The sequence below is a fragment of the Acetobacter sp. genome (genome assembly GCF_052102375.1).
Taxonomy (GTDB): domain Bacteria; phylum Pseudomonadota; class Alphaproteobacteria; order Acetobacterales; family Acetobacteraceae; genus Acetobacter.
Map to the genome: position 1 here is coordinate 119,390 of NZ_JBQDXI010000005.1, position 21,950 is coordinate 141,339.

A 21,950-nucleotide genomic window follows, 5' to 3' on the forward strand; every position below is an offset into this window, starting at 1 on the left:
TGTAGTGAGTTTCTTAGTATAATACGCTGGTTATGCCGGCTCAACTCAGCCTTACAGGTCAAGCTGTCCTTGTGGCCGGTCCTGCCTGTTTTGTGTACCAATTGTGGCGTCCCGACTACCGTCACCAAAAGTAAGCTGCACAGTCTGCCCCTGCGTGAGCGCCTTGGCGGACGTAACGGGCTGGCCATGCGCCGTAACCAGAGCATATCCCCGTGCCAGTACGGCCTGAGGGGAAACGGCTTCAAGCTGCCCGCCAAGGCCTACCAAAGTGGCCCGGCGCTCCCGGACCAGTGCGGCAAGAGGTGCCGGGGAAATACGCAGTCGACCCAAACGGGCCTCCCTTACCTGTACCATGTGTCGCTGGCCGTTCTGTAACGCGCTACCCAGCAGAGCTAAGCGCGTACGCCGTGCGGCAAGCAAGGTCTCAACGGAGGGCATATGCCGCTCTACGGCCACCAGAGCGACACGCTGTTTTTGTACAAAACCCGGTAGCGCCACTTCAAGCCTCCGGCCCCGGTCATCAAGTCGCATCCGGGCAGTCTGAAGAAGGCTCGGCAGGTCAGGCAAAGCGTTGGCCGCACGGTCCAGCCTGAGACGGCTTGTCTGCAACTGGCGGGACAAAGCCCCCAACGCACGGGCTCCCCTGTGCTCAAGGTCTGCCAGCAGTTCCGTACGCACAGGCACTGCCATTTCTGCTGCTGCTGTGGGCGTAGGCGCTCTGCGGTCAGATGCAAAATCTATCAGAGTTGTATCAGTCTCGTGCCCCACAGCTGATATAAGCGGAATGGTACAGGCCGCAGCAGCCCTCACCACACCCTCATCATTAAACGCCATCAGATCTTCCAAAGACCCGCCACCTCGCGCCACAATCAGCACATCTGGCCGGGGCACTGGCCCCGTACCATCAAGACGCGAGAAACCCTCTATAGCAGCCTTGACCTGTGCAGCGGCTCCTTCACCTTGCACCGCCACGGGCCAGACCAGCATAAAGCGCGGAAAGCGCCGTGCCAGCGTTGTACGAATATCATGCAACACAGCGCCTTGAGATGAGGTCACAACCCCAATCACACGGGGCAGCAGCGGCAAAGGGCGCTTGCGGTCAGCGTCAAACACGCCTTCTTCTGCAAGCTTCTGGCGTAGCCGCTCAATACGGGCAAGCAACGCCCCTTCGCCCGCATATTCCATGCGCTCAACCACCAGCTGGTAGCTTGAACGCTCGCCATAAGCCGAGATCTTGCCGGTTGCTATAATTTCCAGCCCGTTCTCCGGCACCAGCCCGAGGCGGGAGACAGACCCGCGCCACACCACGCCGGAAATCTTCCCATTCTCATCTTTTAACGAGAAATAAACATGGCCGGAGGGGTAGCGCTTGAATTCCGTAATTTCGCCACGCACCCGCACACGACCAAAAGTGCCCTCAAGCGTGCGCCTGATAGCCCCTGAAATTTCCGAGACGGTGTATTCCGGCACATTCCCCGCTGAGGGAGCGCCTGCTGCAAACTCTTCGTTCATAGGCCTAACTTATGCTACAGACGCTCGCCCTGAAAGAGCAGACCTTACAGATGCGGGAGAAAACAATGCGGGTACTACTGGTTGGATCAGGCGGACGGGAACATGCGCTGGCCGCAACGCTCGCTCGCTCGCCGCTTCTTACGGCGCTTTTCATTGCTCCGGGCAACCCCGGCACGGCAGAACTCGGCGTGAACGTGCCTATAGGGGCCGAAAACGTACCGGCGCTGATTACCTTTGCCAAAGAGCAGGCCATAGACCTGATTGTTCCCGGCCCTGAGGCACCTCTGGTCGCCGGGCTGGCAGATGCCTGCGCCAAAGCAAACATTGCCTGCGCAGGCCCTACACAGGCCGCCGCCCGGCTTGAGGGCAGCAAAAGCTTTACCAAGGAAATCTGCTACGCGGCAGGTATTCCCACGGCACAGGGTGAACGCTTTACTTCTGTTGAGAGCGCCCTGACCTATGTGCGTGAACGCGGCGCCCCCATTGTGGTCAAGGCAGATGGCCTTGCTGCAGGCAAAGGCGTTGTGGTGGCGCAAACTGTTGCTGAAGCAGAAGATGCCGTGCGCGAGATGATGACGCAGGGCAGCATGGGCGATGCCGGGAAAAGCGTTGTTATTGAAGACTGCCTTGTGGGAGAGGAAGTTTCCCTCTTTGCCTTCTGTTCCGGTGAAAGTGCTGTTCTTATTGGTGCGGCACAGGACCATAAACGCATAGGCGATGGGGATACTGGCCCCAACACAGGCGGCATGGGCGCTGTTTCTCCCCCTCGTGGCTTTGACCATGCTGCACAAGAAGACGCGCTGGACCTGCTGGTGCGTCCGATGCTGCGCGAAATGGCCCACCGGGGCACGCCCTTCCGTGGCGTTATTTTTGCCGGTTTGATGCTAACGGACAAAGGGCCACAACTTATTGAATATAACGTGCGGTTTGGTGACCCGGAAGCTCAGGCCCTGCTGCTACGCCTGACATCAGACCTACTGCCCGCCCTGAAAGCACTTGCCGACGGAAAACTAGACACAACGCCCATTACGTTTTCTGACAATGCCTCCATCAGCATTGTCATGGCAGCGCAGAACTACCCCGGAAAGCCCTTAACCGGCGCTATTATTTCCGGCATTGAGGATGCCAATGCTCTTGAAGGCGTAAAGGTTTTTCAGGCAGGCACACAGAAAAACATATCTGGTGAAACTGTCGTCTCTGGCGGCCGCGTTCTGGCTGTCTGTGCTTTAGGAAAAACTGTCAAAGAAGCACAGGAAAGAGCTTATGCCGGTGTTAAAGCCATAACATGGGATGGTGCACAGTATCGCACAGACATTGGCAACCGCGCTCTTTAAGCTGATTTTATGACATAAATTTTTCGAAACCCTTTTGTTTTGTCGCTAAGGGTTTCGAAAACAATTTTTTTACTATTTTACGGAACCAGAGATTTTACCAAAGCTCTAAGCGCCTTTCTGGCTGCTTTTGTTCCCCATTCTTTAAGAAATTTCCGTGTATTATCGTGTTTAGCCAAAGCATACGGGCTTTCACGTATAGGTGGCATAGCTGTTACCCGGTCCTTTAACGCCTGCGGCACTCCGGGGAAGGGGTCTATATTCACCAGCCGTGTTAACATGGCAACAGACGTAATACGGCATGTCGGCGTGTGGGTATTCATGCACACATAAGCACCAGTCCCGTTGCCTGCCGGGTCGTAAACTGCCTTCCATGTTACGGCTGGAATGGGAATGTGGTGCGGCCCGATACTACGGAATGAATCCGGGTCATATCCCGGCCCGGTCACCACAAATATCTCGCCTTCTTCTCGCGCCCAGCCTCTTACAGCACTTTCAACGCCTTCCCATGGCCCACGGTTCAGCTCAGGTGTCTGTGGAACTATGTTTGACAGTAAGAAGCTTTCTTTTTGTGGTTCCAGACCGGGCTGGTCTCCACTTGGGGCCATGTGGCCACGGTCATACCCTGATCGGGTGTAATCCTCCGGCTGTGCCTGCATAAGAGGGGGAAGCCGCGTATCCGGAGCAAAACTACCTTGCCGACGGGTTTTATCCGCCACCTCAAGGTTTTCCTCTGTCAGATCTTCCGCAGACCATAACGGCGCGCGCTTTTGCTCAGATACAAGAACAGCATAGTGTGTGTTGCATAGCATAACTGTCCCGATACGCTGTGTTTCAGACAACACAACGGGAGGTTGCCCGTTTGCAAACATGTCCGGGCAGGATGCAGCCAAACCAGACGTCGGTAGAAAAAAATAAAAACAACTGATGAGAAAAAAAGATTTACGCACTCTTTCTCCTTATGCAGGCAAAGGCATACTCGCTACGCCCTCCCTTACACCGCATAGTCAGAAAATAGGTATCGGAAGTTTCAGGCTTCAGCCAATGCTGCCCTGTTACAGTTGTAACCAAGCACAAAAGCATCTGATCCATCAGGATAATATCGCTTTCTCAAACCAACCTGCCTGAAACCAGCTTTTTGATAAACACGCTGTGCAACATGATTGTGTGAGGAAACTTCCAGAAACAAGGTTTCGGCCTCTTCCGCTTCAGCTTGTTGTATGGCCCACGTCAAAAGAGCAGTTCCCACACCATGCTGTCTATACTCTGCTGCAACGCAAATGGTCAGGATTTCAACTTCACCTGCAACACATCTGATCATAATAAAACCTGCGGGGTGCTCCCCCTCCACTGCAAGCCCTACATGTGTGCCAGGCAAGGGCAGAAGCTCCCGTATAGCAGTTTCCTGCCACTGATCTCCCGCAGAGAAACTTGCGCAATGCAGTGCCGCCAGAACACCTGCATGAGCGGCTCCCACTGCGTGAATAGGAATATCACCGCTCATACTGGGGCCGAACGCAAACCCGCTGCTGGCAGTTTGGCTTCAGGTGGATCGACATAAAGAGGGAGCGCATCACGTGGTGGCAGCACTCCCTGTAAACGCGCACAGGCAGCAGCGGCAATCTGCGCTGGATCAGGAATGTTAGTGCTGGACACAACACAGTCCGGGCGCGTCACACTTTCTGCGGCATCGCCTGCAACAAGCCAGCGCCCTGCGGGAAACTGCCATGCATCCAAAGCGACCGCCTGTGTGCCTGCCTTTGTTTCTACAAAAACACGTCCACGCCGTGCGGCTGTTACCAACATCCAGCCTTGCAGGACATCTCCACCATGCTGTGCACACTCAGCATCCAGCACGGGGCACAGTGCTTCGCCGCGTGTAACACCCACCACAGGCACACCCAGCCCCAGCGCGTAACCGGCAGCAGTAGCGCAGGAAGCACGCAGGCCAGTAAAAGAACCCGGCCCCACCACCACAGCTACAAGCTCAGGCTGAATGGGTGAACCCGCCTGCCACCCAGCATCTTTCAGCGCCTGCGTGGCAAGCAAACCTATGCCCTCGGCGGCTTGTTTACCCGCAGCCTGCTGGCAACTTATTTGCTGGAAGCCACCTCCATCAGTCTGTTGCACACACGCAGCAAGACCAAAGGCTGCATCACCTGCTGCACTTCCATCCAGCACAAGAATTCGGCTCATCTGTTTCACAGGAGACGACAGGCTTCTTCAAACGCCAGACGCGGCGCACGCGGCGGCAGATTTTCCGTATCCCCATACCCCAGGCACAGTAGAAAATTGGCGCGCCAGCCAGTATCCGCCAAAAATTCATCTTCCACAGCAGACTGGTCAAAACCGGAGACGGGCAATACATCCAGCCCCAATGCGCGGGCCGCTAAAATCATATACCCGCCCTGCAATGTGCCATTCCGGAAGGATGTTTCTTCCGCCAGCCCGACATCTGCTGCAAACCACGAGCGCAATTCTTCATTGGGAGACAGACGGGGCAGTTGTTCAAAAAACAACGGGTCATGCGCCACCACGGCAATGACAGGAGCCCCCATAACGCGGTTCACATTGCCTGCGGACAGGGCAGGGCGCAGCTTTTCCCGCCCCTCTGAGCCTGTAATAAATACAAAACGGGCAGGGCTACAGTTGCCGGACGTAGGGCCAAGACTGACCATTTCGTAGAGCTGGCGCAAAACGTCTGGCTCCACCGGGCGGGCCATCCAGCGCCGGGGCGTGCGCGCTTTATGGAAAAGAAGGTCCAGCCCGCTTTCGTCCAGCATAGGTATGTTGTCTCCATAGTCCCGCCACCAGCATGATGGCGGTATAGTGCATTTGGTACTTCCCTTTTAGGTCAGAGAAGCGCCAACGCAAAGATACCGAGGCTGTTAGCCTTCTACCTGCTCAACCCCAACCACTTCTGGCACATAATGGCGGAGCATGTTTTCTACACCATGCTTGAGTGTTGCGCGGGATGATGGGCAGCCAGAGCAGGCACCCTGCATGGTCAGACGCACAATACCGTCCCGATACCCCCGGAAGACAATATCCCCACCATCGCCAGCTACGGCGGGACGCACACGGGTATCAAGCAGTTCCTTGATCTGCGCCACAATTTCCTGATCTTCCGGGGCAATAACGTCTTCCACAACGCCTACGCCCTCACCCACAACCGGCAGGCCTGCAGCAAAATGGTCTGCCACCGTAGCCAGAATGGCAGGGCGTAGGTCTGACCAATCCGTGCCATCTGCTTTGGTGACGGAAATAAAGTCTTGCCCCAGAAACACGCGGGACACGCCCGGAATAGCAAACACCACATCCGCCAGAGGCGAGCGGCCAATCACGGCATCGGCGTCAATAAAGTCTATTGTCCCCGCATCCCCCATGACAGGGCGGCCCGGCAGAAATTTGAGAGTGGCGGGATTAGGGGTGTCTTCTGTTTCAATGAACATCGGTTTTAGTCCTGATCTCTGAAAAGCTCACTATGTCGCTATCAGGTGGCATCAGAATGAGGACACGGCAAGTCCTGTTACAAAAAGAAAACCGATTATCCAGATATCAGGCACATACTGACAGCACCCGAGTATAACCATACTGTCCAACAGCCCGGCACAGGGCCCATATCTGGTATGGTGACACGCTCCAAGCAGGGTTGGCCTTATACCTTGCCAACCCCACCAGAAGATACTTCGGCTAGTGCGTTGTAATAGGAGACAAAAGGGCCTTCAGCCCGTCCAGATTACCCGCCAGATACGGATAACGCAGCCCGTCATGATAAGAGAGTATCACAGTGCGATACTGGTCTCTGTCACGCAGTAGCAACGTGATTGGGGCTTTATTGGCACCTTTGGCCTGCGTAATCACATCTTTCAGAGTATCCGCATCGTATGCTTCCCCATTGACGGCAACTAGGTCCTGATCACGGGTGATTCCGGCCTTCCAAGCAGGGCTACCCCACAGAACCTCAGACAAAGCTCCCTTTTTGCTAACAGAAAAACCAAGAGAAAAGAGGAAGTCTGAGCTATGACGGATACCAGAAGCGGACTCTATGTAACTTGATGGCTTTTCAGAAAACTCAAGCTTGGCACCTGTACGCGTCAGCCCATCCAAGGGGGCGTGAAGCTGAATTTCGTCAACACGCTGATGCAGGAAGGTTGCCCAGTCGTAGGGTTGCACCGCATTGAGCGTTTGTGTCACTTCATCAAACTGATACGTGCTGGTTATGAAACTGCCATCGTGCGTTCCAAAGAACTTCGCGGCAAAGTCATTCAAAGACTTACTGTTATTGGATAATTTACGAATAAGCGTATCTGCATCCAGCCAGATTAACTGGCCCTCAGAATAGTAATCCTCGCTCCGCAACCAGCTTTTCCAGGACTGTGCGGCACGCTGTGCAATAATTGGGTCATTGGTTGTGTCAATTAATGGACGCCACTGGCGACCCTGACGGCCATCATACACCGCAGCAACCTGTGCCAGAGCTTCCTCCACCTGCGGAATGCTCATCAAACCCGAGCGAGCGGCCAGAACATAGCCCCAATACTGTGTCTGCCCTTCATACACCCACAATCCTGCACCACGCTGAGGCGTGTTGAAGTTAGGGGCCCATAGTCCGGCAGGACGACGATACTTGCCATTCCATGAATGCGTATATTCATGCGCCAGCAGGTCACGCGCTGCGAATGTTTTATCCCATTTGGTAAAATAACCGCGTGGTCCGCTATTTTCACTAGACTGATGATGCTCCAGACCTATTCCGCCCAGATGCTCTGTCAAAGCCAGAAGAAAATCATAATGGTCGTAATGATGTGACCCAAACAGCAAATTTGCCTGTTTTACTAAATCCTTATGCGCTTTTATCTGTGCATCTGTCGCGGCAAGATCTTCAGGGTGATCTGCCATGACATTCAGTGTCACAGGAACATGATCTTCTTGTGTCAGGTCAAATTTTTTGAAATATTTTCCAGAGAAGAGAGGGGAGTCGACCAACACGTTAAAGGAAACTGGCTTAAACGTGACTGTTCCGCCTGTCTTTGAACCGTCCGCACGTAGGGCCGTGCCGTAATCCCAGCCAGCAGGCAGAATAACCTGCGGTTTAACCATAATCTGCCGTGTAAAATATCCAGCAGGATAAAGCGAGACTGCTGACCACTGCACATTGACCATGGCATCAGTCATGACAACACGCCCCTCGTTAGGGGAAACCGGCGTTAAGAGCTGATAGGCAACCGTAACTTCATGTGTGCCTTTAGGCACCTGAATATGGAACGCACTCACCTCTACTGTATCGCGTTTCCAGAGCAGGGACTGGCCTGCTGCCTTTACGGTTATACCACCCAACTGATCTATAGTGCCCGTAGGGGAGTGATCACCCGGTATCCACATTGGATAGAGTAAAACAAAATCACCACCATTCTGGGCGATATCTGCCGGTACAGGTACCGTCTCTTTCATGCTCAGTATGTGGCGTGACAGATCCGTTGCATCAACCTGAAGAAACAACTGCCCGGCATAGGGCTTGTCCTGAGGGGTTGGAAGCGCGGGAGGAAGCGGCAAAGGCTGCGGCTGCGGCTGCTCCTGTGGCGTTGCTGCGTAAGCCAGCACTGCCCCAAACATAAGACCAACCCCAGCCACGGAAGAGAGAATAAAACGGCGGAAAGACATAGTGTGAGATACTCCCTGTGCCCCGACACCAGCTCAGCCACACACGCCAAACTGTTGGGGAAAACCATACCTACTAGAAGCATTATAATATTAGAGTGTCGAGACGTATCGGAACCAAAACAACGAACAGACTGTAAATTACTTTATCTGTGATAATTTTTAAAATTTTATGTCTTCATCATGCTTATGAAATTTTCTCTTATTTCTGACGTCGCGGTTTTGCGCCACACAAAATAAACATCCGTTGGCCCCAGTTCCAGCATAGGTCGCACATTCAAAACGTGACCCTGCTTGTATAACTGGGTGATGATGCTTTCCGGCATACAGGAAAATCCATTCCCCAGTTTCAGGCACGCCGTTATGACGTCATAAGATTCTATCGTTTGAATGGTGCGAGGTTGATAGCCTTTTTGTTCAAGCCACACTTCAACCCGTTGGCGGTAAAAACAATCCTGATTAAAAAGGTAAAAATTCGATTTTTTGATGATATCCGCGCTCTCTTTTTTTATGCCTTCCGGCATAACCAAATAAAGTGGCTGATGAAAAGCAAAGACGCTCTGTAATTGGGTTGTTTGCACAGGTCCATCTGTAATGGCCAGATCAATGGTCTGCTCCAGCACCATACGTTCCAAAGCAAAGCTGGACCCTTTTATAATACTTACATAAATATCCGGATAATTTTTTATAAATTCTGGTAATTTCTTATATATACAGGTAAGAAAAGCAACATCTAGCGCGCCTATTTTAAAAATAGCCCTCTGTTTGTCCTTCTCCCACAAAAACGGAAGTTCATCACATTTCTCGACCAGTGGTTTGACGTCTTGATAAAACTTTCGACCTGCCGGGGTAATGGTAAGGCTTTTGTTCTCGCGTGTAAAAAGTGCATGCCCAATATCATTTTCCAGCTCTTTCAGCCGCATGGTGATATTGGATGCCACACAGTTCATTTTATCCGCTGCTGCTGCAATCGACCCCATTTCTACAATAGCGCAAAAGAAGCGAAGTTGAGATAATTTCGGACGATACATTTTCAAGACTCATAAAAAATGAGGATTATCCTCTTAATTAATCACTTTTCATTCCGCCTGAACAGCGGGCACTATGAAACCATGAGCTCGCAAGGCGTTAGTCTTTACGACACCAGTCTTGCACACAATTTTTATGGAAAGAAAATTTCATGTCCAACCCCGCCCTTAAAGATACCTATAAACTCTACATCAATGGTCAGTGGGAAAATGGAAGCGCTGATAGTGTCACTGAAATTCGTAACCCTGCGACCGGTGCCCTTGTTGGCAAAGCGACAAACGGCACACAGCACGATGTTGAAAAAGCTGTAAAAGCTGCTGCGGATGCTTTCCCTGCATGGAGCAAAAAAACGGCTGAAGAACGGGCAGATATTCTTTATGCCTTCAAGGCTTTAATAGAAAAAAACGCTGATCATTTTGCACATGTCATTTCAAGCGAAATGGGAAAGCCTCTTGCGGAAGCACATATCGAAGTTAACTTTGCAACAGGCCTTATCCGTTTTGCCGCTGAGAACACACGCAGACTTGAAGGCGATATTATACCCGGCAGCCGCCCAGGCGAGAAAATTCTATTTGAGAAGATACCACATGGTGTCATAGGCGCTATTTCGGCCTGGAATTTTCCTTTGGCTCTTTTTGCCCGCAAGGTTGCTCCTGCACTGGCCGCAGGCAATACCATTGTTATAAAACCACATGAACTAGCCCCATTGGCTGCGCTGGAAGCCACCCGTTTAGCGGAAGAAGCTGGTATTCCAGCAGGCGTGTTGAATGTTGTTACCGGGAATGGCCAAGATGTTGGGACACCCTTAGTGGAACACCCTGATATCAAGCTGATTACGATGACTGGCAGCACCGCAACCGGCAAAAAAATTATGGCTGCAGCAGCGAACACTCTGAAGGAAGTTCGCTTGGAGTTGGGTGGAAAAGCACCTTTTATTGTCATGGAAGATGCTGATATTGAGAAAGCAGCCACAGCCGCCGTACAGGCTCGCTTCTCGAACGCCGGACAGGTTTGTACCAGTAACGAGCTTACCTATGTGCATGAAGCGGTCTATGACCAGTTCCTAACGCTTGTGCGCCAGAAAATTGCCGTCCTGACTGTTGGTAACCCACTTGATGCTAAAACAGATATGGGTCCCAAAGTTACCCTGAAAGAACTTGAAAAAGTGCATAAAATGGTGGAGCAGGCCGTGGCGCAGGGTGCATCATTGGAGATGGGGGGTAAGCGCCTTACGGGTGGCGCTTACGATCAGGGTTTTTTCTATGCACCCACTCTTCTTACCAATGTAACCGAAGATATGGATATTGTTAAAGACGAGGTATTTGGCCCTGTCTTCCTTCTTACCAAAGTTACTGATTATGATGACGCTCTTCGTCAGGCAAATGAGTGCCAATATGGGCTTTCCGCATATGTTTTCACGCAGGATTTGAAACGCATTATGCGTATTAGTTCTGACCTGAATTTTGGAGAAGTCTATGTTAACCGTGAGGGAGGAGAAGCACCACAAGGATTCCACCATGGTTACAAAGATAGCGGACTAGGTGGAGAGGATGGAAAATACGGTTTGGAAGCCTATGTGCAAACCAAAACCGTTTATCTGAATGCCTAAATAAAAAAAGGGGTGCATATTTGCACCCCTTTCCTCATAAGCTATAAAAAATCTTAGCGTAAAATACCTGTATGCCCAACAGAATAGCGGCCAGGCTGTGGCCAGACTGTAAGGCCATGAGGCTCTGCACCTACAGGGACTTTAACCATGCTGCCATCCTGTGTGTTGATAGCATACACAACATCATCAAAGCGGCCAGATAACCAAAGAGTTTTGCCGTCAGCACTAACATTACCCATGTCTGGGCTACCACCACCGGGAATAGGCCAGTTTGCAACAATCTTGTTTGTCGCAAAGTCAATAACCGTTACACCCCCGGCAGTGCTATGGGGTTTGCCGTGAATTTTATGAGATCCACGATTAGCAACATACATTTTTGTACCATCACGGCTTGGGTACAAGCCATGAGTGCCAACACCCGTGGGAATAAACCCAACTTCCCGGAAGTTATCACCGTCCACAACAAAGACACCATCGGCCATCATGTCAGCGATGTAGAAAACCTTACCATTAGGTGAGATAAGAATATCCTGAGGCATGCCACCACTGGAAAGCTTTAGGTAGCCCAATACTTTTTTATTAACGGTATCGACTTTTACCAGATGACCACCAAATTCACAGGTGAAAATGGCATACCGACCATCAATGGAAAAATCAGCGTGATTCACGCCTTTACAGTCAGGCGTGTCCACGGATTGCTGCAACGCCATTGTATGCGGGTCACGAAAATCAAGCCGCTTGCGGGCTTCAGCCACAACAATGGCGGACTTACCATCTGGCGTAAAATACATGTTATAGGGGTCATCTACAGGCACTGCCGGGCCGGGTTTGCCGGTATGTGCGTCAATCGGTGTCAGGCTTCCGTCAAAGGTACCTTCAGCATTATTGGTCACCCAAAGCGTACGTAAGTCCCAAGACGGCACAACATGCTGCGGGCTTTTACCAACCTTGTATTTATCCACCACTGTATTGGTCGCGGGGTCAATGACATAAACATCATTAGACCGCAAGTTAGGCACATAAACGCGGGCAGGGTCCTGAGCAATCTGGGGGGCAATATGGCCCTCTGCCGTTTCACTATACAGGTTGGTCGGGTTTAGAACTGGCGGCATACCCGGAATGGTCTGGACAGCAGATACAGTTGCTCCCGGATACGTCGGCTGATTAACCGGAGCTACACCAGCAGATGGCGCAGCACTACCGGAAGGAATTGCCGGGGCCGAAGCTTCAGCTGGGGCTGGCGCGGCTGTTTGCGCATGGGCTAGGTTATACCCTGTGCCCAGCGTGACCATTATAGCTGCTGCCGCTGCCAGATGCCTTTTTACTATCATTATATTACAGCCTGTACCTTGCTTTTACTTTTGCCCAAATGAACACTGTAAGAGCTTAGCATAACAGGGACAGGCCGTCTATTTTCCGGTTATTTCGGACTTTTTTACTACTAATTATTTAACACGCTCTTCTTCAATGGCCTTAACTGCCGCATTCACTTGCATGGCCACCCCTACGCGGCCCAGTTCAGCAGAGGCATGGCGAGGGTCCCCCCCATACATGCCCTCTGCTGCGGAAGGAGTTCCAGAAGCCCGTAACGCACTTTCCCTCACCATTGATGGGTCAACGGCAAGAAGAAGGGAGGTATCACTTATGTCTGCATGCATGCCTACCTCATTTCCGTGCCCTTGCTGGGTAAGCCATTTTGCATACTGGTTGGTAATGGCAGTATAATAGTCTTTAATATAAAGCGCCTTTGCGTTTTTTCCCTGCCATTCGTGATTTAACACTGTAGCCGCTTTTTCCATATATTTCTGGTAACCGCCATGATCCCCCAGAAATACGATGTTTCTGAACCCCTGAACCTGAAAACTCTCGCCTATTGATACAAGAGTTTTCTCGAAAACATCAGGCGGAACGGTTATTGTGCCGGGAAAACGCATATGAGATGAGCGAGGGCTGGTTGTACCCTCTGGCACATAAGCTACCACAGGCGCTACCATTGTTTGCCCCAGCTTTTGTGCAATCTGCTGTGACAGCACCATAACACGCACATTATGCTTCCCGACAGCAAGATACGGACCGCTTTGCTCTGTACCACCAATGGGTACCAGAATAGTTGTAGTACCCGCTTTTAAAGCTGACTGTATTTCTGTCCACGTCTGCTGCTCGAACAGAACCTGTCCTGCCTGCTGTGCATTAGCCGAAAAAGGCGAAAACAGAGCAGAGACACATAAAACACCAGCAATGAAATGTTTATGAATTTTCATGTTATTTCTTTTTTCGCGTTGTTTTTTTGACTGGCACTGATTTTAGAAGAGGTGCGAGAAAACGACCTGTATAACTCTCTGGGCAGGCAGCAATATCTTCAGGGGTACCTTCTGCAACGATCTGGCCACCGCCATCTCCTCCCTCAGGGCCCACATCTATCAACCAGTCAGCCGTTTTAATAACTTCCAGATTATGCTCAATCACAACTACAGTATTCCCTTGGTCTACCAGAGCGTGTAAAACTTCAAGAAGTTTTCTAACATCTTCCGTATGCAACCCTGTTGTTGGTTCATCCAGAATGTAAAGAGTACGGCCTGTTGCCCGACGAGCAAGTTCTTTAGAAAGTTTAACGCGCTGCGCTTCCCCGCCAGAAAGGGTTGTAGCTTGTTGGCCAAGCGCCACGTAACCCAAGCCAACCTGCTGCAATATGGCCAGCCTGTCCCGAATCCGGCTTTGCGCAGAGAAATAGGGGAGGGCTTCATCCACACTCATAGCCAGAACATCTGCTATGGATTTACCCCTAAATTTAATCTCCAGCGTTTCACGGTTATAGCGTTTCCCCTTACAGGTATCGCAAGTCACAAAAACATCTGGCAGGAAGTGCATTTCAATTTTGAGAACGCCATCCCCCTGACAGGCCTCGCATCGTCCCCCTTTAACGTTGAATGAAAAGCGGCCAGGCTTATAACCGCGCGCCTTGCTTTCCGGCAGTTCGGCGAACCAATCTCGTATGGGGGTAAATAGATCGGTATAGGTCGCCGGGTTAGACCGTGGTGTACGACCAATAGGTGACTGATCAATATCAATAATTTTATCGAGCAGTTCTAAGCCTTTGATAGATTTACAGGGTTCTGGTGAGGTTGAGGACCCCATAAGTTCACGCGACAGCGTTTTGTACAATGTATCGATAACAAGTGTCGATTTTCCACTGCCCGAAACACCAGTTACACAGGTAAATGTACCAAGCGGAAAACGCGCCGTGACATTTTTAAGGTTATGCCCACTTGCACCTTCCACAGTCAGAAGGCGTTTTTTGTCTATTGGCCTACGCTGAGCAGGGACGGGAATAACCTTTCGACCAGAAAGATAAGCACCAGTAATACTTTCCGGCACTTTGGCAACCTGCTCCGGCGTACCCGTCGCAATCACTGTACCACCAGTAACACCTGCACCGGGCCCCATATCAACCAGCCAGTCGGCGCTCCTTATAGCATCCTCATCATGTTCGACAACAATGAGTGTGTTACCAAGCTTTTTAAGACGATCCAGCGTCCCGAGCAGGCGTTCATTATCGCGCTGATGCAGCCCGATGGACGGTTCATCCAGAACATATAACACGCCTGTCAAACCAGACCCGATCTGGCTTGCCAGACGGATGCGCTGACTTTCTCCCCCCGACAATGTTGCAGAACTCCGTGAGAGAGTAAGATAATCCAGCCCAACATCATCCAGAAATTTCAGTCTGTCCTGAATTTCACGGAGAATACGTCGCGCAATTTCGGCTCGTTGTGGTGTTAGTGTCGGCAAAACACTTTCAAACCAGGACAGTGATTTTCCAATTGGTAAATCACATGCTTCTGAAATTGTCTTCTCCGCAACCTTAACACATAATGCTTCCGGACGCAGGCGTGCACCATGACAGACATGGCATGATTTTTCAGACTGATACCGCGAAAGTTCCTCACGTACCCACATGCTATCGGTATTAGCAAGGCGGCGTGACAGACTTTTCAACACCCCTTCAAAAGGTTTTGTAACGGAATAGCTTTTTTTACCATCTTTATAGGTAAAGGTTACATCTTCCAGAACCCCGTTTAAAATACCTGTTTGAGCATCTTCAGGCAGGTCTTTCCATGGCGTGTCCATGCTGGTCCCGAAATGCGCAGCAAGACTCTCCAATGTCTGGTCAAGTAGAGGAGACTTTGCATCCTTCCACGGTGCTATCGCACCTTTTTTCAACGACAGTGCAGGGTTAGGTACAACAAGTGCGGGGTTGAAAAAGGTTTCCGTGCCAATGCCGTCACAGGCCGGACAAGCACCTTGTGGCGCATTAAAGGAAAATAAGCGCGGTTCTATTTCTTCCAGAGTAAAGCCACTTTCCGGGCATGAAAAACGGGAAGAAAAAACCCATCTCTCAGCATCAGCTTTACTCTCTTTTAGCACTTCCTCAGCATAAACAATGCCATCAGAAAGCTCTAGCGCTGTCTCAAAACTGTCAGCCAGACGGGTTTCAATACCCTCTTTCACCACAATTCTGTCCACCACAACTTCAATCGTATGCCGCAACTTCCGATTAAGTGTGGGTACATCAGCAATTTCGTAAAGGTCTCCGTCCACTTTAACACGTGTAAAGCCTTTACGCTGAAGTTCAGCCAGTTCCTTGCGGTATTCTCCCTTACGATCGCGAATAACAGGGGAGAGCAGAAGAAGGCGTGTGCCCTCCGGCAATGCCAGTACTTTATCAACCATTTGGCTGACGGTCTGGGCTTCAATGGGTAACCCTGTGGCAGGAGAATACGGTATGCCAGCACGCGCCCAGAGCAGGCGCATATAGTCATAAATTTCCGTCACGGTGCCAACGGTTGAACGCGGGTTCTTGGAGGTTGTCTTCTGCTCAATGGAAATTGCGGGAGACAGCCCTTCTATAGAGTCCACATCCGGCTTTCCCATCAGTTCCAGAAACTGGCGAGCGTAGGCAGACAGGCTTTCTACATAGCGGCGCTGCCCTTCTGCATAGATGGTATCAAACGCCAGGGAAGACTTACCGGACCCTGACAGGCCGGTCACGACTGTCAGGCTATCACGCGGAATATCAATATCAACATTCTTGAGATTATGAACCCGCGCACCACGGACGCGAATAGCTGATTGATCGGGGGGAAGGGTATTTTCCATCAGAATTTTCGCTGCCGTTCCTGTTTTGTCCTACTACCTGTTCTAGCGCTTCTCCACAGGGTATGGAATGCTGTCAGGCATACTTAATAAGCTATATGGGCATGTTGCGTCAGAATTCCCATTGCACCCACGCCTTTCATTGACCATCTAGGACAACAAGGGCGGCAAACGCCGCAAAACGGGGAGCGGTTGCACAAAAACTCCCCACTGTTTTGAGCAAGGAAGACACCAGATGGACCATATTATCGGCCAGCCACGTCCTGAGACGCAGAACGGTGCAACAGGGCAGGGGGCTGCCCCTGTCATTTCAGAAGGGTCTCAGGACACATTCATGCAGAATGTGATAGAGGCCAGCCGTACGGTCCCTGTTCTGGTGGATTTCTGGGCGGACTGGTGTGGCCCCTGCAAACAACTGGCCCCGGTGCTGGAAAAAGTTGTAACCGCAGCCAAAGGCCGCGTGCGTCTGGTCAAGCTTGATATTGACGCCAACCGTGCCCTTGCCGCCCAGCTCTCACAGGTTGGGTTGCCACTTCAGTCCATCCCCATGGTTGCTGCCTTCTGGAAAGGGCAGATCCTTGACCTGTTTCAGGGTGCGTTGCCTGAGAGTGAAATCAAGAAGTTTGTTGAAGGTGTTCTGAAGGCCGCTGGTGGCGGGACCTTACCCGCCACAGAACTTCTGGCTGAAGCGGATGTTGCGCTGGAAACCAACCAGCCGGATCGGGCCGCAGAACTCTATTCTGCCGTTATTGGTGAAGAGCCTGAGAACCCCAAAGCATGGGGTGGCCTAGTGCGCGCCCTGCTGGCACTGGATGATGAAGAAGCAGCCACGGCTGCCTTGGCAGATGTACCCACCAAAATTGCCGAGGCCCCGGATGTTGTGGGGGCCCGCGCAGCACTGGAACTGAAAAAGGAAGGCCGGAAAGCGGCTCAGGAAATGGAAGGTGTGCGTGCACGCCTTGCAGCCAACCCAGATGATTACGAAGCCCGGTGCGAACTTGCCACAGCCCTTAACGCTGCCAATAAACGGACGGAAGCTGCGGATGAGCTGCTCAGTGTCATTAAGGCTGACCTGACATGGAAAGATGGGGCCGCGCGTCAGCAACTCCTGCGCTTTTTTGAAGCCTGGGGCCATATGGACCCAGCAACGCTTGCAGCACGCCGCAAGCTGTCTTCCCTGCTGTTTTCCTGATCTGTAATTTTGGCATCCTATCTCCCCCAAGATGACGTAGCAGATATCCCGCGGCGTATTCCGCGGGTCTGTGACCTTACTCTGGCAGATATGCCCATTGAGCTGGGCCTGTTCCCACTCAGCGGCGTATTACTGCTGCCGGGAGGAAAACTCCCGCTCAATATATTCGAACCGCGCTATATTGCCTTGATGGAAGATGCTCTGGCCTCACACCGGCTTGTTGGCATGATCCAGCCTGTCTGGCGCGAAGAAGATGAGGAAACGCCAGAGGCCACCCCGCCTCTCTACAAAATCGGGTGTGTGGGGCGTATCACGTCTTTCACAGAACGCAGTGATGGCACTTATGCCGTGACCTTGACCGGCATTGCCCGCTTCAGACTTTTGCGTGAGACAGAGATAGACAGAGGCTACCGCCATGCCCGCGTGGATGTCTCCTCCTTCGCGGCAGATTTGTCTGAACTGCCATCTGCGCCATTTGACCGGCAAAAACTACTGGATGCCCTGCGCCGCTATTTTCGGCAAAAGGGCCTCAATGCCCGCTGGTCTGTCATTGAGCAGATGGGGGATGACATTTTGCTCGTCACCCTTCCCATGATCTGTCCTTTCCCTCCGGCAGAAAAACAGGCATTGCTTGATGCAGCCACCTTAACAGAGCGTGTGCGTGTGCTACAGATGTTGCTTGATCTGGCCGGGCCGGAAGATAATGGCCCGCCTTCGTAAATGATTTTGTAGGAATGCTCTTTATATGTCCGGTGCTCATACCCACGCCCCGCTTGACCCCCGCCTGCTCTCTCTGCTGGTCTGCCCTGTAACCAAAGGGCCGCTGACTTATAATGCAGAGACAAATGAACTGGTCAGCCAGCAGGCCGGGCTTGCTTTCCCTATTCGTGACGGCATTCCTGTTATGCTGCCAGAAGAAGCCCGCCACCTAGAAGGCTGATACAGGACTGGGTGTAGCTTGCTCGTGATCCATCACTCCCCCTGCACCCAAACTGTCCCTGTCCGGTTCCGGCCGCGCGGGATTTGGCGCCGTTCACCTGTAACGCTATGCCTTGGGCTTGCTCTGCTATCCTGCATACCGTGCCTAACGGGATGCCACCGGGAAATTGAGGGCGAGAACATAGACCTGCCCCCAGAACGGCCTGGCCGCTTTATTCCTGAAGCCGCGCCCGCAGAAGCACGCCGCTCCAAAGAGGCGCAGGACCGCGAAGATCTGGCTGCTGCGAATGGTCAGAAACCACCAGCACCATCAAACCATCCTGAAGACCGGTTTGAAGCGCTTATGCCTTCCAATGCAACGTCTGGCCCGCTTGAGTCGGGTGATGGTCATATGGTTATTCCGCAGGCGCAGCCCATATACGGGAAAACCCCGCAGACCAACACGCCACAGTCTCCGCACTAAAGCGCTCTGGCAGAGACTGTTTGTGGTCTCTGCCAGAGCAACGCGCCGTATTGTCTTATCGGGGAACGAGCGGTCCTTCTGTTTTAACGCCCCCCCGCCAGACAGCAGCAATCTGGTCTACTGCCGCAATATTCTGTGCCGGATCTGCCTCTAGTACGACAAAATCAGCACGTTTCCCCGGTGCAATCATGCCCCGGTCAGACAGGCCCAGCAACGCAGCAGCCTGACTGGTTGCCAACCGGAGGGCTTGCAGCGGGGTCAAACCTGCTTCCACCAGCAACCGAAGTTCTCTGTGCTCAGCAAAACCGGGTAAACGCACCGGCGCGGCACCTGAGTCCGTTCCGAACCCGATATTCACACCCGCCTTATACAGAGCCAAAAGATTTTGCTGGTTCATGGCAACAGCTTTGTGTGACGCCGCATCCAAAGGTGCTGTACGGGTTTTTTCCTGCCATGCAGGGTCGGAAATCTGCCGGATAAGATCTTCACTCAATGCCGGTTTTAAAACCGGGTCCTGCAACAAGGCAGGCTGTTCAGCAAACAGATAAGTGGCCTCATCCAGACTGATGGTAGGCACATACCATGCGGAATGAGACTTCATCAGGGTTATGAACTCATCGTCCACAGGTTCATCCCTGACACCGTGAGCAATAATATCTGCCCCGTCAGCAACCAACCGCTTGGCGTAGCGCAAATCATGAATATGAACAGCAACCCGCAAATGCCGGGCATGAGCTTCCTGTATGACCGCCTGCCACACCTCAGGCTTCATGACAGGCAGTGGTTTGGCGGAAGACACGCCATTCTTGAAATCATCAATCCAGAGCTTGACGAGGTCCGTTCCCTCATCCGCCATTTTCTGGACTGCCTGTCGGCCTTCTTCTGCTGTGGCAGGCCGAAATATCTGGTCCTTCCCTACCTTGACCATACCCTCAGGCGGCATCCCTCCGGGTGTGCCTATCCCTTGGTCCACACCAAACAGGTCCGCCCCTTGCGTGTTCTGGTGTTGCTGCTGGCGGAGTTGGTCAAAAAGAGGGGACTTGGTGAGACCAAGCGCCGTAACCGTTGTCACGCCATACCGTGCATATTGCCCTAAAGCAGCTTGAATGACGGGCGCTGTGAAATTGGCTGATCCAACCTGTGTGCCGGATACCACGCCCACATGGCTGTGATCAGAAATGAGGCCGGGAATAAGGGTTTTCCCGCTCAGGTCAGTGCGGAGGGCTCCTTTAGGCACAGACAGTGTGCCACTTTTACCAAGGGATCTGATTACTCCGTTCTGGATAAGCACATCTCTGTCAGACTGCTCAGTGGGGGATGACCCATCAAAAACTTGCACATGTTCAAGCAACACAGTCTCTGGTGGCGCTGCGTAGGTTGCCCCTGTGCACCACATCGTCAGGCAAACACCCGCCAGTAGGGAGAAGGCATGTCCTTTGCAGGGCATGGGACTAAGAAAACCATTTTTACGTTTCATTCTGCCTTATCACCTTTGTGCTCAGACTGGGGGTTAGTCGTCCTCCGCCCCTATTGGAGGGGCAAAGCGGCGCATACCGTCAGCCACTGCCATACCAAGAATACCAGCCATCATGCCGAGTGCCGTGGGGATGGCACTGCCACCTGGCAGTAGCCCCACCAACACACTGCTGAGGGAACCAATGCTGAACTGTAAGGTTCCCAACATAGCAGATGCGCTCCCGGCATGGTGACCATGATGGAAGAAAGACATGACGGTTGCATTGGGGCCAATAAAGCCAAGAGCGCCTGTAATGCTTGTAATAAGCGCACAGGTCAGGATGGGATGATGCTCGCCCGCAATCCCCATACAGGCCAGCACGACAAACACAGCACCAATAACCAAAGCCCACAACAAGGCGCCCTCAAGCAACACGGGCATGGCAACCTTGTGCACTAGCTTACCATTGATCTGCGTACCAAGAATAAACGCCGCAGCATTAACCCCAAAAAACAGGCCAAATTGCGCGGAAGAGAAATGGAGTACCTGCTCAAACAAAACAGGGGCACTTCCCAGATAGGCAAACATGACGAATGTGGAAAAGGTCGCAATAAGCGCGTTTGCGCGGAACACCGGCTCCTGTAAAATAACAATATAGCGCGCGGCAATCCGGGTTGGGGAGAAGGGTATTCTCCGTTCCTTCGCCAGCGTGTCAGGCAGGGTGAGAAGGATACCCAGTATTGCCAGCACGCCATACAGTGCGCCAACCCAGAAAATCCATCGCCAGCTTCCAAATTTCAGCACAATACTACCAAAACTTGGGGCCAGTACGGGCATCACGCCAAAAACCAGAGTCAGTTGGGACATAATGCGCGCCCCTTTCTTGCCGGTGGCCACGTCACGCACAATAGCCCGTGGAACAACAGCAGAGGCAGACCCACCAACAGCCCCGATAAAACGGCAGAGGCAGAACAGGTGATAATCCTGCACCACAGCGCACCCAGCGGATGCAACGGCAAAAATAGTCAGCCCAACAACAAGAGGGGCACGCCGCCCAAACCGGTCAGATAAGGGGCCTTGGGAAAACTGCCCGAAGGCCAGCCCCAAAAACCACGCAGCCAGCGTAAACTGGGCAGAGCCAAGACCACCACCCAAATCCTGCTCCACTTCCGGGAAAGCAGGAAGGTACATATCCGTTGCAAGCGGACCAATACCGGTAACCAAACCCAACAGCACAATATGCCATAGTGAAAACTGACTAGCCGGTGGTGCATGGGAGGGGGAGGAAGACGTCATGCAACAGACCTGATGTGAAAAGAGGAAAAATTACTCTGCTCTTGGGTTAGTTCACCCCACCTTGTCCAGACTTTCCGTGCAAACAGGTGGCGCATACCACACACGCTCCCTAGCCACTGATAAACTTTGAACAGTTTGGGCAAGAGTATTTTGAGAGGGTATCCCACGACGAGAAGCCGATGGTAACACGCAAACACAAGTATGACAGAGCTTGAGACTTTGCATCTTTAATAAGAGAGATTTTATAAATGGAGAAAACTGGTGGAGCCAATCGGGATCGAACCGACGACCTCTTGAATGCCATTCAA

At 52.1% G+C, this 21,950-nt stretch carries 19 protein-coding genes; 6 read left to right on the forward strand and 13 right to left on the reverse strand.

All coding sequences use genetic code 11. The features are described 5' to 3' along the window. Positions 1-51: 51 nt before the first annotated feature. On the reverse strand, positions 52-1,512 hold the full coding sequence (xseA, locus tag ACTIDN_RS03660; RefSeq protein ID WP_441376004.1) for an exodeoxyribonuclease VII large subunit: 1,461 nt from the start codon (positions 1,510-1,512) through the stop codon (positions 52-54). 50 nt (positions 1,513-1,562) lie between these two features. Between xseA and purD the strand changes: the two genes are divergently transcribed. After that, positions 1,563-2,846, forward strand: a complete 1,284-nt coding sequence (gene purD, locus ACTIDN_RS03665; RefSeq protein ID WP_441376025.1) for a phosphoribosylamine--glycine ligase — start codon at positions 1,563-1,565, stop codon at positions 2,844-2,846. A gap of 77 nt (positions 2,847-2,923) precedes the next feature. Here the strand turns inward: purD and ACTIDN_RS03670 are convergent, their stop codons facing one another. The 7 genes from ACTIDN_RS03670 to ACTIDN_RS03700 form a co-directional block, all read right to left on the reverse strand. Beyond that, the gene (locus ACTIDN_RS03670; protein ID WP_441376005.1) at positions 2,924-3,793 is read right to left on the reverse strand and encodes a DNA/RNA non-specific endonuclease; all 870 of its coding nucleotides are present in this window, start codon (positions 3,791-3,793) and stop codon (positions 2,924-2,926) included. A gap of 80 nt (positions 3,794-3,873) precedes the next feature. Then, positions 3,874-4,347, reverse strand: coding sequence for a ribosomal protein S18-alanine N-acetyltransferase (gene rimI, locus ACTIDN_RS03675; protein WP_441376006.1), 474 nt, complete (start codon positions 4,345-4,347; stop codon positions 3,874-3,876). Continuing rightward, positions 4,344-5,039, reverse strand: coding sequence for a tRNA (adenosine(37)-N6)-threonylcarbamoyltransferase complex dimerization subunit type 1 TsaB (gene tsaB, locus ACTIDN_RS03680; RefSeq protein WP_441376007.1), 696 nt, complete (start codon positions 5,037-5,039; stop codon positions 4,344-4,346). The genes rimI and tsaB overlap by 4 nt, the downstream gene beginning before the upstream one ends. 5 nt (positions 5,040-5,044) lie before the next feature. Beyond that, positions 5,045-5,626, reverse strand: coding sequence for a malonic semialdehyde reductase (locus ACTIDN_RS03685; protein ID WP_415508754.1), 582 nt, complete (start codon positions 5,624-5,626; stop codon positions 5,045-5,047). Positions 5,627-5,731: 105 nt separating this feature from the next. Further along, positions 5,732-6,295 (reverse strand): NifU family protein, encoded by a 564-nt coding sequence (locus tag ACTIDN_RS03690; protein WP_415508753.1) that lies wholly within the window; start codon positions 6,293-6,295, stop codon positions 5,732-5,734. A 241-nt stretch (positions 6,296-6,536) separates the two neighbouring features. Then, complete coding sequence (locus ACTIDN_RS03695; RefSeq protein ID WP_441376026.1) at positions 6,537-8,459, reverse strand: M61 family metallopeptidase; 1,923 nt, start codon at positions 8,457-8,459, stop codon at positions 6,537-6,539. Positions 8,460-8,674: 215 nt separating this feature from the next. After that, positions 8,675-9,535 (reverse strand): LysR family transcriptional regulator, encoded by an 861-nt coding sequence (locus ACTIDN_RS03700; protein ID WP_441376008.1) that lies wholly within the window; start codon positions 9,533-9,535, stop codon positions 8,675-8,677. Positions 9,536-9,684: 149 nt separating this feature from the next. On the opposite strand from ACTIDN_RS03700, the gene aldA reads away from it, so the two are divergent. Beyond that, a complete protein-coding gene (aldA, locus tag ACTIDN_RS03705; protein ID WP_441376009.1) occupies positions 9,685-11,142 on the forward strand; it encodes an aldehyde dehydrogenase in 1,458 nt (485 codons plus the stop codon). 53 nt (positions 11,143-11,195) lie between these two features. Here the strand turns inward: aldA and ACTIDN_RS03710 are convergent, their stop codons facing one another. The 3 genes from ACTIDN_RS03710 to uvrA form a co-directional block, all read right to left on the reverse strand. Beyond that, the gene (locus tag ACTIDN_RS03710) at positions 11,196-12,473 is read right to left on the reverse strand and encodes a YncE family protein (RefSeq protein WP_441376010.1); all 1,278 of its coding nucleotides are present in this window, start codon (positions 12,471-12,473) and stop codon (positions 11,196-11,198) included. Positions 12,474-12,587: 114 nt separating this feature from the next. Then, a complete protein-coding gene (locus tag ACTIDN_RS03715; RefSeq protein ID WP_441376011.1) occupies positions 12,588-13,403 on the reverse strand; it encodes a creatininase family protein in 816 nt (271 codons plus the stop codon). Position 13,404: 1 nt separating this feature from the next. Next, positions 13,405-16,299 carry an excinuclease ABC subunit UvrA gene (gene uvrA, locus ACTIDN_RS03720; protein WP_441376012.1) on the reverse strand — a complete coding sequence of 965 codons (2,895 nt, stop codon included), beginning with the start codon at positions 16,297-16,299 and terminating at the stop codon, positions 13,405-13,407. A 232-nt stretch (positions 16,300-16,531) separates the two neighbouring features. Between uvrA and ACTIDN_RS03725 the strand changes: the two genes are divergently transcribed. The 4 genes from ACTIDN_RS03725 to ACTIDN_RS03740 all read left to right on the forward strand — a co-directional run bounded on the left by ACTIDN_RS03725 (position 16,532) and on the right by ACTIDN_RS03740 (position 18,890). Continuing rightward, positions 16,532-17,488, forward strand: coding sequence for a tetratricopeptide repeat protein (locus tag ACTIDN_RS03725; protein WP_441376013.1), 957 nt, complete (start codon positions 16,532-16,534; stop codon positions 17,486-17,488). Between the two features lie 90 nt (positions 17,489-17,578). Then, positions 17,579-18,208: an LON peptidase substrate-binding domain-containing protein gene (locus ACTIDN_RS03730; protein WP_441376027.1), complete on the forward strand. Its 630-nt coding sequence runs from the start codon at positions 17,579-17,581 to the stop codon at positions 18,206-18,208. 25 nt (positions 18,209-18,233) lie between these two features. Continuing rightward, on the forward strand, positions 18,234-18,428 hold the full coding sequence (locus ACTIDN_RS03735) for a Trm112 family protein (RefSeq protein ID WP_048838981.1): 195 nt from the start codon (positions 18,234-18,236) through the stop codon (positions 18,426-18,428). A gap of 24 nt (positions 18,429-18,452) precedes the next feature. Beyond that, complete coding sequence (locus ACTIDN_RS03740) at positions 18,453-18,890, forward strand: hypothetical protein (protein ID WP_441376028.1); 438 nt, start codon at positions 18,453-18,455, stop codon at positions 18,888-18,890. Positions 18,891-18,945: 55 nt separating this feature from the next. Here ACTIDN_RS03740 and ACTIDN_RS03745 read toward each other — a convergent pair whose 3' ends face one another. Both ACTIDN_RS03745 and ACTIDN_RS03750 read right to left on the reverse strand, forming a co-directional pair. Beyond that, complete coding sequence (locus ACTIDN_RS03745) at positions 18,946-20,367, reverse strand: amidohydrolase family protein (protein WP_441376014.1); 1,422 nt, start codon at positions 20,365-20,367, stop codon at positions 18,946-18,948. Between the two features lie 33 nt (positions 20,368-20,400). Further along, positions 20,401-21,642, reverse strand: coding sequence for a multidrug effflux MFS transporter (locus tag ACTIDN_RS03750; protein ID WP_441376015.1), 1,242 nt, complete (start codon positions 21,640-21,642; stop codon positions 20,401-20,403). Positions 21,643-21,950: the final 308 nt, after the last annotated feature.

Coding starts and splice junctions, on each gene's coding strand:
- xseA (WP_441376004.1), bottom strand. CDS start 1,512: ATGAACGAAGAGTTTGCAGCAGGCGCTCCCTCAGCGGGGAATGTGCCG.
- purD (WP_441376025.1), top strand. CDS start 1,563: ATGCGGGAGAAAACAATGCGGGTACTACTGGTTGGATCAGGCGGACGG.
- rimI (WP_441376006.1), bottom strand. CDS start 4,347: ATGAGCGGTGATATTCCTATTCACGCAGTGGGAGCCGCTCATGCAGGT.
- tsaB (WP_441376007.1), bottom strand. CDS start 5,039: ATGAGCCGAATTCTTGTGCTGGATGGAAGTGCAGCAGGTGATGCAGCC.
- ACTIDN_RS03685 (WP_415508754.1), bottom strand. CDS start 5,626: ATGCTGGACGAAAGCGGGCTGGACCTTCTTTTCCATAAAGCGCGCACG.
- ACTIDN_RS03690 (WP_415508753.1), bottom strand. CDS start 6,295: ATGTTCATTGAAACAGAAGACACCCCTAATCCCGCCACTCTCAAATTT.
- ACTIDN_RS03695 (WP_441376026.1), bottom strand. CDS start 8,459: ATGTTTGGGGCAGTGCTGGCTTACGCAGCAACGCCACAGGAGCAGCCG.
- ACTIDN_RS03700 (WP_441376008.1), bottom strand. CDS start 9,535: ATGTATCGTCCGAAATTATCTCAACTTCGCTTCTTTTGCGCTATTGTA.
- aldA (WP_441376009.1), top strand. CDS start 9,685: ATGTCCAACCCCGCCCTTAAAGATACCTATAAACTCTACATCAATGGT.
- ACTIDN_RS03710 (WP_441376010.1), bottom strand. CDS start 12,473: ATGATAGTAAAAAGGCATCTGGCAGCGGCAGCAGCTATAATGGTCACG.
- ACTIDN_RS03715 (WP_441376011.1), bottom strand. CDS start 13,403: ATGAAAATTCATAAACATTTCATTGCTGGTGTTTTATGTGTCTCTGCT.
- uvrA (WP_441376012.1), bottom strand. CDS start 16,299: ATGGAAAATACCCTTCCCCCCGATCAATCAGCTATTCGCGTCCGTGGT.
- ACTIDN_RS03725 (WP_441376013.1), top strand. CDS start 16,532: ATGGACCATATTATCGGCCAGCCACGTCCTGAGACGCAGAACGGTGCA.
- ACTIDN_RS03730 (WP_441376027.1), top strand. CDS start 17,579: ATGCCCATTGAGCTGGGCCTGTTCCCACTCAGCGGCGTATTACTGCTG.
- ACTIDN_RS03735 (WP_048838981.1), top strand. CDS start 18,234: ATGTCCGGTGCTCATACCCACGCCCCGCTTGACCCCCGCCTGCTCTCT.
- ACTIDN_RS03745 (WP_441376014.1), bottom strand. CDS start 20,367: ATGAAACGTAAAAATGGTTTTCTTAGTCCCATGCCCTGCAAAGGACAT.
- ACTIDN_RS03750 (WP_441376015.1), bottom strand. CDS start 21,642: ATGACGTCTTCCTCCCCCTCCCATGCACCACCGGCTAGTCAGTTTTCA.